This is a genomic window from Pseudomonas sp. OST1909 (genome assembly GCF_015277575.1).
Classification (GTDB): domain Bacteria; phylum Pseudomonadota; class Gammaproteobacteria; order Pseudomonadales; family Pseudomonadaceae; genus Aquipseudomonas; species Aquipseudomonas synxantha_A.
Map to the genome: position 1 here is coordinate 5,719,262 of NZ_CP063780.1, position 13,057 is coordinate 5,732,318.

13 protein-coding genes are annotated in these 13,057 nt (G+C 61.4%); 4 read left to right on the forward strand and 9 right to left on the reverse strand.

Going from position 1 to position 13,057, the window contains the following annotated elements; all coding sequences use genetic code 11:
• Positions 1–8 precede the first annotated feature (8 nt).
• From lptE to IH404_RS24920, 4 genes are all read left to right on the forward strand, one after another.
• Entirely contained in the window at positions 9–614 is a 606-nt protein-coding gene (lptE, locus tag IH404_RS24905) for an LPS assembly lipoprotein LptE (protein ID WP_005791734.1), read from the forward strand.
• A 39-nt stretch (positions 615–653) separates the two neighbouring features.
• Entirely contained in the window at positions 654–1,691 is a 1,038-nt protein-coding gene (gene holA, locus IH404_RS24910) for a DNA polymerase III subunit delta (RefSeq protein ID WP_194439321.1), read from the forward strand.
• Positions 1,692–1,905: 214 nt separating this feature from the next.
• Positions 1,906–2,070 carry an alternative ribosome rescue factor ArfA gene (gene arfA / locus IH404_RS24915; RefSeq protein ID WP_003176285.1) on the forward strand — a complete coding sequence of 55 codons (165 nt, stop codon included), beginning with the start codon at positions 1,906–1,908 and terminating at the stop codon, positions 2,068–2,070.
• 62 nt (positions 2,071–2,132) lie between these two features.
• The gene (locus IH404_RS24920) at positions 2,133–3,458 is read left to right on the forward strand and encodes a lytic murein transglycosylase (RefSeq protein ID WP_148854014.1); all 1,326 of its coding nucleotides are present in this window, start codon (positions 2,133–2,135) and stop codon (positions 3,456–3,458) included.
• Between the two features lie 68 nt (positions 3,459–3,526).
• On the opposite strand, the gene IH404_RS24925 is transcribed toward IH404_RS24920, so the two are convergent.
• The 9 genes from IH404_RS24925 to mrdA all read right to left on the reverse strand — a co-directional run bounded on the left by IH404_RS24925 (position 3,527) and on the right by mrdA (position 13,045).
• The gene (locus tag IH404_RS24925) at positions 3,527–4,447 is read right to left on the reverse strand and encodes an LD-carboxypeptidase (RefSeq protein ID WP_194439323.1); all 921 of its coding nucleotides are present in this window, start codon (positions 4,445–4,447) and stop codon (positions 3,527–3,529) included.
• 153 nt (positions 4,448–4,600) lie between these two features.
• Entirely contained in the window at positions 4,601–5,602 is a 1,002-nt protein-coding gene (gene lipA, locus IH404_RS24930; RefSeq protein ID WP_161794304.1) for a lipoyl synthase, read from the reverse strand.
• 25 nt (positions 5,603–5,627) lie between these two features.
• Positions 5,628–6,275, reverse strand: coding sequence for a lipoyl(octanoyl) transferase LipB (gene lipB, locus IH404_RS24935; RefSeq protein WP_032879294.1), 648 nt, complete (start codon positions 6,273–6,275; stop codon positions 5,628–5,630).
• Positions 6,275–6,556: a DUF493 domain-containing protein gene (locus IH404_RS24940; protein ID WP_194439325.1), complete on the reverse strand. Its 282-nt coding sequence runs from the start codon at positions 6,554–6,556 to the stop codon at positions 6,275–6,277. The genes lipB and IH404_RS24940 overlap by 1 nt, the downstream gene beginning before the upstream one ends.
• An 85-nt stretch (positions 6,557–6,641) precedes the next feature.
• The gene (locus tag IH404_RS24945; protein WP_005791754.1) at positions 6,642–7,799 is read right to left on the reverse strand and encodes a D-alanyl-D-alanine carboxypeptidase family protein; all 1,158 of its coding nucleotides are present in this window, start codon (positions 7,797–7,799) and stop codon (positions 6,642–6,644) included.
• A gap of 180 nt (positions 7,800–7,979) precedes the next feature.
• Positions 7,980–8,984, reverse strand: coding sequence for a septal ring lytic transglycosylase RlpA family protein (locus IH404_RS24950; RefSeq protein ID WP_103734857.1), 1,005 nt, complete (start codon positions 8,982–8,984; stop codon positions 7,980–7,982).
• The gene (gene mltB / locus IH404_RS24955; RefSeq protein ID WP_005791758.1) at positions 8,984–9,994 is read right to left on the reverse strand and encodes a lytic murein transglycosylase B; all 1,011 of its coding nucleotides are present in this window, start codon (positions 9,992–9,994) and stop codon (positions 8,984–8,986) included. The genes IH404_RS24950 and mltB overlap by 1 nt, the downstream gene beginning before the upstream one ends.
• Before the next feature lie 17 nt (positions 9,995–10,011).
• Complete coding sequence (gene rodA / locus IH404_RS24960) at positions 10,012–11,115, reverse strand: rod shape-determining protein RodA (protein ID WP_050549432.1); 1,104 nt, start codon at positions 11,113–11,115, stop codon at positions 10,012–10,014.
• A gap of 31 nt (positions 11,116–11,146) precedes the next feature.
• Positions 11,147–13,045 carry a penicillin-binding protein 2 gene (gene mrdA, locus IH404_RS24965; protein WP_005791763.1) on the reverse strand — a complete coding sequence of 633 codons (1,899 nt, stop codon included), beginning with the start codon at positions 13,043–13,045 and terminating at the stop codon, positions 11,147–11,149.
• Positions 13,046–13,057 lie beyond the last annotated feature (12 nt).

Here is a 13,057-nt window from a genome sequence, read left to right on the forward strand (position 1 = left end):
GCAACAAAATGATCAAACGCAATCTGCTGGTTATGGGCCTTGCCGTGCTGCTGAGCGCTTGCGGCTTCCAGCTGCGCGGCACCGGCACCAACGAGCTGTCGCTCAAGGAACTCGACGTCAGCGCCCGCAACGCCTACGGCGAAACCGTCACCCAGCTGCGCCAGACCCTGGAGAACAGCGGCGTGCACGTGTACAACGGTGCGACCTACAAACTGATCCTGACGGATGAGAGAGAAACCCAGCGCAATATCAGCTACGCCAGTGCTGGCCGTGCGTCCGATGTGGAGTTGAACACTGCGCTCTACTTCGAAGTACAGGGTCGCGATCAGTTGCCGCTGATGGGTGACAAGATCCAGGTGCAGAAAGTCGTGAGCCACGATGGCAATAACCTGGTGGGTTCGGACTCCGAGACCCTCCAGGTGCGCAAGGAAATGCGTCGTGAGCTGATCCAGCGCATGATGACTCGCCTGCAAATGCTGACCCCGGAAAAGCTCGCCGCTCTGCAGCAAACCGCCGACAACAAGGCCAAGGCTGACGCCGATGCCCTGAAAGCCGCGCAAGAGTATGAAGACAACACGCCGAAACAATCGCCTGTTGAAGTTCCTGTCGAGTAAACCAGACGGGGCGCCCCTGGCGCCCCGTTCGCCCTGCCTATGAAACTCGCCCCCGCCCAACTCGCCAAACACCTGCAAGGTGGCCTCGCGCCTGTCTATATCGTCAGCGGTGATGACCCGTTGCTGTGCCAGGAAGCGGCCGACGCTATCCGCACTGCCGCGCGCCAGCAAGGTTTCGATGAACGCCAGGTATTCAGTGCTGACGCCAGTTTCGACTGGGGCACCCTGCTGCAAGCCGGCGCGAGCATGTCGCTGTTTGCCGAAAAGCGCTTGCTGGAGCTGCGCCTGCCCTCGGGCAAGCCGGGCGACAAAGGTGCGGCGGCGCTGATGGAATACTGCTCGCGCCTTGCCGAAGACACCGTGCTGCTGATCAGCCTGCCCAAGCTCGACGGCAGCGCGCAGAAAACCAAGTGGGGCAAGGCACTGGTAGAAGGTGCGCAAACCCAGTTCATCCAGATCTGGCCTGTGGACAGCAACCAGTTGCCGCAGTGGATTCGTCAGCGCCTGTCACAATCGGGGCTGGCGGCGACACAAGATGCCGTGGAGCTGATCGCCGCCCGGGTCGAGGGCAACCTGCTTGCCGCCGCCCAGGAGATCGAAAAGCTCAAGCTGATGGCCGAGGATGGGCAGATCACCGTCGAAACCGTACAAGGCGCAGTGGCCGATAGCGCTCGCTTTGATGTGTTCGGCCTGGTCGATGCGATCCTCAACGGTGAGCCCGCCCACGCGCTGCGTATGCTTGAAGGTTTGCGTGGCGAAGGGGTGGAACCGCCGGTGATCCTCTGGGCCCTGGCCCGGGAGCTGCGAGTACTGGCGAATATCGCCTTGCAATACAGCCAGGGCACACCGCTGGACAAATGCTTCAGCCAGGCCAGGCCACCGGTGTGGGACAAGCGCAAACCGCTGATGAGCAAAGCCCTGCAACGGCACTCGGCGCAACGCTGGGCGCAACTGTTGCTGGAAGCGCAACGCATCGATGCGCAGATCAAGGGCCAGGCCGCCGGCTCGCCGTGGATGAGCCTGAGCCGTTTGTCGCTATTGATGGCCGGCCAGCGCCTCACCCTGCCAGCCGAATAACCCTCTCTTGAAAACACCATAGATCCAATGTGGGAGGGGGCTTGCTCCCGATGGCAGTGTGTCAGGAATTTATGTTTCACTGATGTACCGCTATCGGGAGCAAGCCGCCTCCCACATTTGACCTGCGTACCTTTCCTACACTTCGCGGGGCTTTACAGCCGCTCAACTTAGGCAGATTATTTGCCCGCTCCACCACCCACAGAGACTAGACACCATGAGCAAAAAGCCATCCAAGCATGGCCCCAACAAGGCCAAATCCATCATCGCCCAGCCACTGTTCCGCAGCCGTCAGGAACGCGCCGGCAAGGGCAAAGGCAGCTACCGCCGCGAAGCCTTCCAGTCTAATAGCTGGGAGGCTTCTTACTTTCTGGCTGCCTGAAGGCAAGCGCCCCTCTGGCATGATAAGGTCTGTACCTGATTTGTAACCCCCTGGACCTGTGCATGCCCTCTAGTCTTTCTCGTCGTTGGCACCTACGCCAATTGATCGCTGCCTCCAGCCTCATTCTGCTTGTCGCCTGCGCGGAAAAACCTACCGCCGCGGACGCTCAGCCCCTGCCCAAGCTCCAGACGGCACCGGCTATCGCACCGGCTGTGGTTGCCCCCTTGGCAGTGGATAATCTTGATATCCAGCCGACCCAGACCTTTGCCGAATGGCAGGCTGGCTTCCGTGCGCAAGCGCTGCAAGCCGGGATCACTGCGGCTGTGTTCGATAACGCTTTTGCCGGCGTTACCCCTGATATGGCGGTGATTCGCGCCGACCGCAGCCAACCGGAATTTTCCCGCCCGGTGTGGGAATACCTCGACGGCGCCCTGTCACCGGTGCGTGTGCGCAATGGTCAGGCGCTGCTGGTCAAGTACGCCGATATTCTGCAAAGCATCGAACAGCGCTATGGCGTCGACCGCCAGGCACTGGTCTCGGTGTGGGGCATGGAGAGCAACTTCGGCGCGTTCCAGGGCAATAATTCGGTGATCCGCTCCCTGGCCACCCTGGCCTATGAAGGCCGTCGCCCGGCCTTTGCCCAGGCGCAGCTGCTGGCAGCGCTGCAGATCATCCAGCATGGTGATATTCAAGCCGACCAGATGAAAGGTTCCTGGGCTGGTGCGATGGGCCAGACGCAGTTTATCCCGACCACCTATAACACCCATGCAGTGGACTTTGACGGTGATGGTCGTCGCGATATCTGGAACAGCCCATCCGACGCCCTCGCCTCCACGGCGCATTACCTGCAAAGCTCCGGGTGGCAGAAAGGCCAGCCATGGGGCGTTGAAGTGCAGCCGCTGCCATCGGGCTTCGACTACAGCCTGGCCGATGGCGGCGTGCGCAAGACCGTGGCGCAATGGCTGCAACTGGGCATCCAACTCCCCCCTGGCGTGAGCCTGCCGGCCAATGTCGACCAGTTGTCCGCCGCCCTGCTGTTACCGGCTGGCTACCGTGGCCCGGCATTCCTGGTACTGGATAACTTCCGCGCCATCCTCAAGTACAACAATTCGTCGTCCTATGCATTGGCGGTTGGCTTGCTATCGGAGCGATTTGGCGGCGGAGGTGTGATTCGTGGCAGTTGGCCCAAAGATGAACTGCCGCTGAGCCGCTCACAGCGTATCGACCTGCAAACGGCGCTCAGCGCCAAGGGCTATGACGCCGGTAACCCGGACGGGATTATCGGCGCCAATACGCGCAAGGCGATTCGCGCGGCGCAGCAGGCGTTGGGCTGGCCGGCGGATGGGTATCCGACGGTGAAGTTGCTGGAATCACTGCAGGACCGATAGATCTGCTTAGGGCAACTACCGCCATCGGGGGCAAGCCCCCGATTGCGGTTTAGCAGACTGTAAAAAACTCAGGGGTTGAACACTACATCCTGCTCCAACACCACCCGTTGCTCCCCCGCATCCAAGCGCACCAAAGCGCCCATTGGCAACGTCAGGTTGGGGTCGCAATGCCCACTGCGCCAGCCAGCCAGCACCGGAACGCACAGTGGTTCGAAGGTCTGCTTCAGCAACCGCTCCAGCGCACCGTTATCCACACCCGCCACATCCCCTACCAGCACACCGGCGACCTGGGCCAGCTTGCCGGCCAGGCGCAGGTGAGTCAGCAGGCGGTCGATACGATAAAGCGGCTCGTTGACGTCCTCGATAAACAGGATGATGCCTTCGGCGTCTATCTCATACGGCGTGCCCATTGTCGCGGCAATCATCGACAGATTACCGCCCAGCAAGCGCCCACAGGCAATGCCTGGCTCGATCGTGGTCAATGGGTAGGCCGCAGGGTGCGCAAGCAGGCTGCCGGCGCCCAGTTGGCCACGCAGCAGGCTGACCAGGGAGGATTCGGTTGGCTGTTGCTTGTCGCCCAGCAGGTCGGCATTGAGCATCGGCCCGTGGAATGTGACAAAGCCGGCGTAACGGTTGATCGCCAGGTGCAACGCGGTGATATCGCTGTAACCCACGAATGGTTTGGGGTTGGCGCGCAGCAGGTCGAAGTCCAGCGCGTCGAGCAAGCGGGGTGTGCCATAGCCGCCACGCAGGCAGAGGATGGCATCGATATCGGGGTTGGCGAAGGCGGCATGCAAATCGCGCAGGCGCACTTCATCGCTGCCCGCGAGGTAGCCGTCGCGCTCGTACACCCCAGGGAAAATGTGCAATTGGTAGCCACGGGCACGCATCCATTGCCCGGCTTTTTCAACATCCAGCGCGGCGGGGCCGGCGGGGGCGATCAGGCCGAAGGTGCCTTCGGGGCGCAGTGCAGGTACGGCGGCGGTCATCCATGGTTCTCCCTATATGACGCAGAACGAAATGTGGGAGCTGGCTTGCCTGCGATGCAAGCGCCTCGGTGTATCAGTGACACCGAGGTGATGCTATCGCAGGCAAGCCAGCTCCCACACAAGCCAGCATTTCACATTGATTCTGGGGGCGGCTTACGAAACCAGGCTCGCCTTGACCAGCTTGGCCTGCTCATCGGCGTGGTACGAAGAACGCACCAACGGGCCCGACGCCACGTTCTTGAAGCCCATCTTGTAACCTTCCTCGGCGAACCAGGCGAAGGTGTCCGGGTGCACGAAACGCTGCACCGGCAAGTGGCTGCGCGATGGTTGCAGGTACTGGCCCAGGGTCAGCATGTCGATGTCGTGTTCGCGCATGCGCTTCATGACTTCGATGACTTCTTCGTCGGTCTCGCCCAGGCCCAGCATCAAGCCGGATTTGGTCGGGATGTGCGGCATCATCTGCTTGAATTTCTGCAGCAGGGTCAGCGACCACTGGTAGTCCGAACCCGGACGCGCAGCCTTGTACAGGCGCGGTACGGTTTCCAGGTTGTGGTTGAACACATCTGGCGGCTCGGCGGCGGTGATTTCCAGCGCCACGTCCATACGGCCACGGTAGTCCGGCACCAGGGTTTCGAGCATCACGTTGGGCGACAGCTTGCGGATCTCACGGATGCAGTCGGCGAAGTGCTGGGCACCACCGTCACGCAGGTCGTCGCGGTCTACCGAGGTGATCACCACATATTTGAGCTTCAGGTCGGCGATGGCGATGGCCAGGCTTTCTGGCTCGTTGACGTCCAACGGCTTCGGACGGCCGTGGCCGACGTCGCAGAACGGGCAGCGACGGGTGCAGATGTCACCCATGATCATGAAGGTGGCGGTGCCGCCAGAGAAGCATTCACCCAGGTTCGGGCAGGAGGCTTCTTCGCATACGCTGTGAAGTTTGTGTTTGCGCAGCAGCGACTTGATACGGTCGACTTCCGGCGAAACCGGGATGCGCACACGAATCCAGTCGGGTTTCTTCGGCAGTTCGGTGGTCGGGATGATCTTGACCGGGATGCGTGCAACCTTCTCGGCGCCGCGCAGCTTGACGCCGGCTTCCACCTTGGCACGCGGGGCCGGGGCTGGACGCTCAGTGATGTCCAGCGTCGGGATCATGGTTTGCACAACATCAGTAGTCATATCAATCGATTCCGCCCGTCAGGGTCGTCTGCTCTGCATAGTCGAGGTGTTTGACGAGCTGCGCGCGCAGCCGGGCACTAACCTCGGCAAATTTAATCGGTGTGGCATGATCGCTCAGTTGGGTCATCGCCAGCCCGGCATAACCGCACGGGTTGATCCGCCGGAACGGCGCCAGGTCCATGTCCACGTTCAAGGCCAGGCCATGAAAGGAACAACCGTGGCGAATACGCAGCCCCAGAGAGGCGATTTTCGCGCCGTCCACATACACACCGGGTGCATCGGGCTTGGCCGCGGCGGTCACGCCATAACTGGCCAGCAGCTCGATCAGGCAAGCCTCCATGCGGCTGACCAGGTCGCGCACGCCAAAACCCAGCTTGCGCACATCCAGCAACAGGTAAGCCACCAATTGCCCTGGGCCATGGTAAGTCACTTGGCCACCCCGGTCGACCTGCACCACCGGAATATCACCCGGAAGCAACAGATGCTCGGCCTTGCCGGCCTGCCCCTGGGTGAATACCGGCGGGTGTTCCACCAGCCAGATTTCATCCGGGGCAGAGGTGCCGCGCTCGTTGGTAAAGCGCTGCATGGCATGCCAGACCGGCTCGTAGGCCATCTGGCCGAGCTCGCGAAAGCCCAGAACGTGCGACATCACAGCACCATGTGCACGAAGCCGGTGGCCCGCAGTTCGCTGTTGATGTTGTAGAGCTGGTCCTGATCGGTCGCAACGATGTGCAACTGAATCGTGGTGTACTTGCCGGTGGAGCTTTGACGCTCGTCCACGCGGTTGTCGTTGATCGTCGCGTGTTTCCTGACGATTTCGAGAATCTTGTCCTTGCGGCCGACACCGGTATCGCTGATCACCTTGACGGGATAATCCGTCACCGGGAATTCGATCTTTGGCGCCTTTACTTCTACTTCGTTATCGGTCATGGCAGAACAGCCTCGTAAGCGCTAAGCCGTGGCGACGGGCAAAGCCCCGCGCTGGATCAACGCGGGGCTTTGCAGGTGCGCACAATCAGTTGAACAAGCCGTAGAAGAATAGACGGATGCTATCCCATACGCGGCGGAAGATACCACCTTCCTCGACAGCGTCCAGCGCGATCAGGTCGGCGCTATGCACCACCTTGTCGTCCAGCTTGACTTCGACTTTACCGATCACGTCGCCCTTGGCGATTGGGGCGACCAATTGCGGGTTCAGGGTCATGCTGGCGGCGAGCTTTTTCAGCTGGCCTTTAGGCATGGTCAGGGTCAGGTCGTCGGCCAGGCCGGCCTTGACTTGGGAGGTGGCGCCTTTCCATACCGGCGCGGTCGCAAGCTCGGCACCCTTCTGGTAGAAGGTCTGGGTTTCGAAGAAGCGGAAGCCGTAGGTCAAAAGTTTTTGCGTCTCGGCCGCACGGGCCTGTTCGCTGTTGGTGCCGAATACCACGGCGATCAGGCGCTGGCCATCACGCACAGCGGACGACACCATGCAGTAGCCGGCTTCGTCGGTGTGGCCGGTTTTCAGGCCGTCGACAGTCTTATCGCGCCACAGCAGCAGGTTGCGGTTAGGCTGCTTGATGTTGTTCCAGAAGAATTCCTTCTGGGAGTAGATCGCGTAGTGCACCGGGTCAACGCGGATGATCGCGCGCGCCAGGATCGCCATGTCGTGAGCCGACGAATAGTGCTCTGGGTTCGGCAGGCCGGTCGGGTTCATGAAGTGGCTGTTGGTCATGCCCAGGTCGGCGGCAGTCTTGTTCATCACGTCGGCGAACGCATCTTCGCTGCCGGCGATGTGCTCGGCCAGGGCGACGCTGGCGTCGTTGCCGGACTGGATGATGATGCCGTGCAACAGGTCACTGACGGTGACTTGCGAGCCGACTTTGATGAACATCCGCGAACCACCGGTACGCCAGGCGTTTTCGCTGACGGTGACCGGATCGTTCTCGCCGATCTGGCCGCGACGGATTTCCAGGGTCGCGATATAGGCAGTCATCAGCTTGGTCAGGCTGGCTGGCGGCAGGCGTACATCACCGCCGTTTTCGACCAGCACGTTGCCACTGGCGGCGTCCATGAGGACCCACGACTTGGCGGCCAGTTGCGGGGAGGCCGGCACCATTTCAACCGCCCAGGCGGCCGGGGTGATGATCAGCGAGATAAGCAGGCACGTGCGTTTGGCTAAGGTGGTGATGTTCATCCGTCTCTCGAAATTGCTTATGGAAACTTGCCCTCGCGGGCAAAACTATTCAGACAGCCCGCTTCCAGACTGTCACGTGTTCGGTTGCCCGCTCACCCCTTGCCCCTGGGTTTTTATTGTTCAACGAGCCAACAACCTGGACTCAAGCGCGCAGGCGCACCTGAGCCATCAATCCGTTACTTATTCTGCGGTGACCACGCTGGGTTGCCCCAGGTTGGCCAGGCGTACGCTGTTCTGCACTTGCGCCACTTCACTTGGCGAACCGATCGGGCCCATGCGTACACGGTGCAACGTTTGCTGGTTACGCACGATGGAGCTGATGAAGACCGGCGCGCTGACCATACCGCTGAGCTTGGACCTTAACAGTTCTGCCGCATCCGGGTTGGCGAAAGCGCCGACCTGCAGGTATTGCCCGCCCGCCATCGAGGCGCCCGGTGCTGCGTGAGGGACGACGACGGTATCTGGAGCATGTTGCGCCGGCGGCGGCGTCCACTGCTCGATCTTGCCGGTCGAGGCCGTCACTTGCGGTTGGGGGGTTGCCGGTTCGTTAAGCATCAACGGCGCCGGCTTGCCGCGCTGAGCCCAGTACTGCGCCGGGTCGATGCCCTCGACTTTCACCCGTGCAGTGCCGGTTTCGGCGTAGCCAAGCTTCTTGGCCGCGGCGTAGGACAAATCGATGATCCGGTCCGAATAGAACGGCCCGCGGTCGTTGACCCGCAGGATCACCGTACGGTTGTTGTCCAGGTTGGTAACGCGAACATAGCTGGGCAACGGCAGGGTCTTGTGGGCCGCGCTCATGCCGTACAGGTCATACACCTCGCCATTGGCGGTGTTCTGGCCATGAAACTTGGTGCCGTACCAGGACGCGGTGCCGGACTGCACGTAAGTCTTGGATTCCTGCAGCGGGAAGTAATTCTTGCCCAGCACGGTGTAGGGGTTGGCCTTGTAGGGGCCGGTGTGCAGGGTCGGCGTGGCATCCGGGATTTTCGAGACATCCACATCCCACCACGGCGCGCCGTCTTTGTGCGCACGGTTGATGTCCAGGCCCGGCTGGGCGCGCACCACCGTGCCGCCGGCCTTCTTGGCAGGCGCACGGTTAGGGGTGGTGGAGCAACTGGCAACCAGCAAGGACAACGCGGCGAACGCCACCAGCTTGAGCGGTTTTTTGAACGGCGATACCCGCATTACTTGTTGCCCCGTGCTTGAACCAGCTCATCTGACAGCTGATGCACGGCCATGGCGTACATCACACTGCGGTTATAACGCGTGATTGCGTAGAAATTCTTCAGGCCCATCCAGTATTCCGGGCCGTTTGCACCTTCCAGGCGGAATGCCGTCACCGGCATGTCGTCGCGTGGCGCATTCTGACTCGACCAGCCCAGCGCTCGCAACTCCCCGACGGTCTTGACCGGCTCGATACCCTGGGTCAAGCCTTCATCGGCGCGCTCACCTGTGACATCGGCGCGGATAACCACCGGTTCGCCGCCAACCCAGCCGTGACGCTTGAAGTAGCTGGCCACGCTGCCGATGGCATCGTCGGGGTTGCTCCAGATATTGATATGGCCGTCGCCGTCAAAGTCCACCGCATAGGCGCGAAAGCTGCTCGGCATGAACTGCGGCAAGCCCATCGCACCGGCGTACGAGCCCTTGAGTGTCATCGGGTCGACCTGCTCTTCGCGGGCCAGCAGCAGGAATTCGCGCAGCTCCTTGCGGAAGAATTCGGCACGCGGCGGGTAATCGAAGCCCAGGGTCGACAAGGCGTCGATCACCCGATAGCTGCCGGTATTGCGGCCGTAGAACGTTTCAATGCCGATGATCGAGACGATGACCTGGGCCGGCACGCCGTATTCCTGCTCGGCGCGGGCCAGGACGGCTTCATGCTGACGCCAGAAGTCCACGCCGCGGGCAATACGTGCGTCAGTAAGGAACATCGGGCGATATTCCTTCCACTGCTTCACGCGTTCGGCGGGGCGGGAAATGGCGTCGAGGATCGCCTGCTTTTTCTGGGCTTCGCGGAACACGCCCATCAGTTGCTCGCCGGCAAAACCGTAGTCGCGGGTCATCTCACCGACAAATTCGGCGACCTGGGGTGAACCATCGTAGTCACCGGCCTGCGCCTCTTGCGTTGCCCCCAGCAGCCCAATCAGGCCCATCCAGGTCGCATGCCGAGTCGCCCAGCCGCGCATTACTTGCATTGACATCTTCACCTTATTCAAACCTGTGCGATCCACTTGCGATGCGTATGAATCGACATCAAAACCCCAAACGCTGACAGCAATGTCACCAGCGAAGTTCCGCCGTAGCTAATGAATGGCAACGGCACCCCAACCACCGGCAGCAGGCCACTGACCATACCGATGTTGACGAAAACGTAAACAAAAAAAGTCATGGTCAGGCTGCCGGCAAGCAATTTACCGAACAGCGTCTGCGCCTGGGCGGTAATCACCAGGCCGCGACCAATCAACAGCAGATAGATCAACAACAAGGCGCAAATGCCCACCAGGCCAAACTCTTCGCCCATCACCGCGATGATGAAGTCGGTATGACTCTCGGGCAAGAAGTCCAGATGGGACTGGGTGCCCAGCAACCAGCCTTTGCCGAATACGCCGCCGGAACCGATGGCTGCCTTGGACTGGATGATGTTCCAGCCGGTGCCCAGCGGGTCGCTCTCCGGGTCGAGGAACGTCAGGATCCGTTGCTTCTGATAGTCGTGCATGAAGAAGAACCACATGGCCACGGCCACGGGGACGGCAGCGGCCAGCACGCTGAGGATCCAGCGCCAGCGCAAGCCGCCCATAAACAGCACGAACGCGCCACCGGCCAAAATCAGCAATGAGGTGCCAAGGTCAGGCTGGCGCACGATCAGAATAAACGGCACGCCGATTAGAAGCAGGCTGATCACCACGTGCTTGAGCTGTGGCGGCAAGGTGCGCTTGGACAAGTACCAGGCGATGGTAGCCGGCATCAGGATCTTCATGAATTCCGACGGCTGGAAGCGAATCACCCCGGGAATGTTGATCCAGCGCGTGGCCCCCATGGCGTTATGGCCCATGACATCCACCACCACCAGCAGCAACACGCCGGCGACATACCCCAGCGGCACCCAACGCGCCATGAAGCGCGGTTCAAGCTGGGCGATCACCACCATCGACAACAGGCCCAGGCCAAACGAGGACGCTTGCTTGATCAACAGGTCCCAGTTCTTGCCGCTGGCCGAATACAGCACGAACAGGCTGCCGGCCGCCAAGGTCAGCAGCAGGATCAGCAGCGGCCCATCAATGTGCATGCGTTGCAACAACGTCGCACGGCGACGCATCACATCCTCGCTGGAGAGGATGCGGTCAAAATTACTCTTCACGGGCCGTAACCTCGGGGCTTGATGGGGGGCCGCCATACTCGGGCTTGAGCTTGCCATCCTCGGCCAACAGCCAGGCATCCATGATCTGCCGCACCACGGGCGCCGCGACGCCAGAGCCGGACTCACCGTTCTCGACCATCACCGAGACCACGATTTTCGGGTCGTCAGCCGGGGCGAAGCCGACAAACAAGGCGTGGTCGCGGTGACGCTCCTGAACCTTGGAACGGTCATATTTTTCGCCCTGCTTGATCGCGACCACCTGGGCCGTACCACTCTTGCCGGCGATGCGGTATTGCGCGCCGGCTGCCGCCTTGCGTGCGGTACCCCGTGCGCCGTGCATGACTTGCTGCATGCCGTGGTTGACCTTGGCCCAGTCGGACGGGTCGCGCAGCACAATGTCGGGAATCGGGTTGTCGTCTACCGGCTTTTCGCCTTCGATGGTCCTGGCCAGGTGCGGCCGGTTCCAGATGCCTTTATTGGCCACCAGCGCCGTGGCCTGGGCCAGTTGCAGCGGCGTGGCCTGCATATAGCCCTGGCCGATCCCCAGGATCAGGGTTTCACCCGGGAACCATGCCTGACGGCGCGTCGCACGCTTCCATTCCCGCGACGGCATCAGGCCGGGAGACTCTTCGAACATGTCCAGAGAGACTTTCTGACCGAGGCCGAACTTGCCCATGTAGGCAGACAGGCGATCGATCCCCAGCTTGTGGGCCAAGTCGTAAAAATAGGTGTCGTTGGAGCGCATGATCGCGGTGTCCAGGTCGACATAGCCGTCACCGGAGCGGTTCCAGTTACGGTATTTGTGATCATAGTTGGGCAGCATGTAGTAGCCGGGGTCATAGACCCGGCTGGAGGCCGTGACTACACCGGAGTCCAGGCCGGCGATCGCCACCGCCGGCTTGATGGTCGAACCCGGTGGATACAGGCCGCGCAATACGCGGTTGAACAGCGGTCGATCGATGGAGTCGCGCAGCTCGGCGTAGGCCTTGAAGCTGATGCCGGTGACGAACAGGTTAGGGTCGAAACTCGGCTGACTGACCATCGCCAGCACTTCGCCGGTTTTCGGGTCCAGCGCCACCACGGCGCCACGCCGACCACCCAGGGCCATCTCGGCCGCTTCCTGCAACTTGATGTCCAGGCTCAGCACAATGTCCTTGCCCGGTATCGGGTCGGTGCGCTTGAGCACGCGCAAGACGCGGCCGCGGGCGTTGGTCTCGACTTCTTCGTAACCCACCTGGCCGTGCAGCTCGGGCTCGTAGAACCGCTCGATGCCGGTCTTGCCGATATGATGGGTGCCGCTGTAATTGACCGGGTCGAGGGTTTTAAGCTCTTTCTCGTTGATCCGCCCCATATAGCCGACCGAGTGGGCAAAGTGCGCCCCTTGCGGATAGTGGCGCACCAACTGCGCCACCACTTCCACACCCGGCAGACGGAACTGGTTCACGGCGATTCGGGCGATCTGCTCTTCGGTCAGCTCGAACAGGATCGGCACCGGCTCGAACGGCCGGCGCCCCTGCTTCATGCGTTTCTCGAAGATCACCCGGTCTTCCGGCGTCAGTTGCAGCACCTCGACAATCACATCGAGCACCTGCTGCCAGTCGCCGGAACGCTCACGGGTCATGCTCAGGCTGAAGCTGGGGCGGTTATCCGCGACCACCACGCCATTGCGGTCGAAGATCAGCCCACGGGTCGGCGGAATCGGCTGCACATGCACCCGGTTGTTTTCCGACAGCGTGGAGTGATAGTCGTACTGGATCACCTGCAGGAAATACAGACGCGCAATCAGCACACACATCAGCACCACCACCAAAATCGCACCGAACACCACCCGCGCGCGTACCAGACGTGCGTCTTTCTCGTGGTCCTTGATGCGGATCGGCTGGGTCATCGGGGGCGGCGC

Excerpts from the sequence above, each read along its gene's own strand:
- lptE (WP_005791734.1), top strand. The coding sequence starts at position 9 with ATGATCAAACGCAATCTGCTGGTTATGGGCCTTGCCGTGCTGCTGAGC.
- holA (WP_194439321.1), top strand. The coding sequence starts at position 654 with ATGAAACTCGCCCCCGCCCAACTCGCCAAACACCTGCAAGGTGGCCTC.
- arfA (WP_003176285.1), top strand. The coding sequence starts at position 1,906 with ATGAGCAAAAAGCCATCCAAGCATGGCCCCAACAAGGCCAAATCCATC.
- IH404_RS24920 (WP_148854014.1), top strand. The coding sequence starts at position 2,133 with ATGCCCTCTAGTCTTTCTCGTCGTTGGCACCTACGCCAATTGATCGCT.
- IH404_RS24925 (WP_194439323.1), bottom strand. The coding sequence starts at position 4,447 with ATGACCGCCGCCGTACCTGCACTGCGCCCCGAAGGCACCTTCGGCCTG.
- lipA (WP_161794304.1), bottom strand. The coding sequence starts at position 5,602 with ATGATCCCGACGCTGGACATCACTGAGCGTCCAGCCCCGGCCCCGCGT.
- lipB (WP_032879294.1), bottom strand. The coding sequence starts at position 6,275 with ATGTCGCACGTTCTGGGCTTTCGCGAGCTCGGCCAGATGGCCTACGAG.
- IH404_RS24940 (WP_194439325.1), bottom strand. The coding sequence starts at position 6,556 with ATGACCGATAACGAAGTAGAAGTAAAGGCGCCAAAGATCGAATTCCCG.
- IH404_RS24945 (WP_005791754.1), bottom strand. The coding sequence starts at position 7,799 with ATGAACATCACCACCTTAGCCAAACGCACGTGCCTGCTTATCTCGCTG.
- IH404_RS24950 (WP_103734857.1), bottom strand. The coding sequence starts at position 8,984 with ATGCGGGTATCGCCGTTCAAAAAACCGCTCAAGCTGGTGGCGTTCGCC.
- mltB (WP_005791758.1), bottom strand. The coding sequence starts at position 9,994 with ATGCAAGTAATGCGCGGCTGGGCGACTCGGCATGCGACCTGGATGGGC.
- rodA (WP_050549432.1), bottom strand. The coding sequence starts at position 11,115 with ATGCGTCGCCGTGCGACGTTGTTGCAACGCATGCACATTGATGGGCCG.
- mrdA (WP_005791763.1), bottom strand. The coding sequence starts at position 13,045 with ATGACCCAGCCGATCCGCATCAAGGACCACGAGAAAGACGCACGTCTG.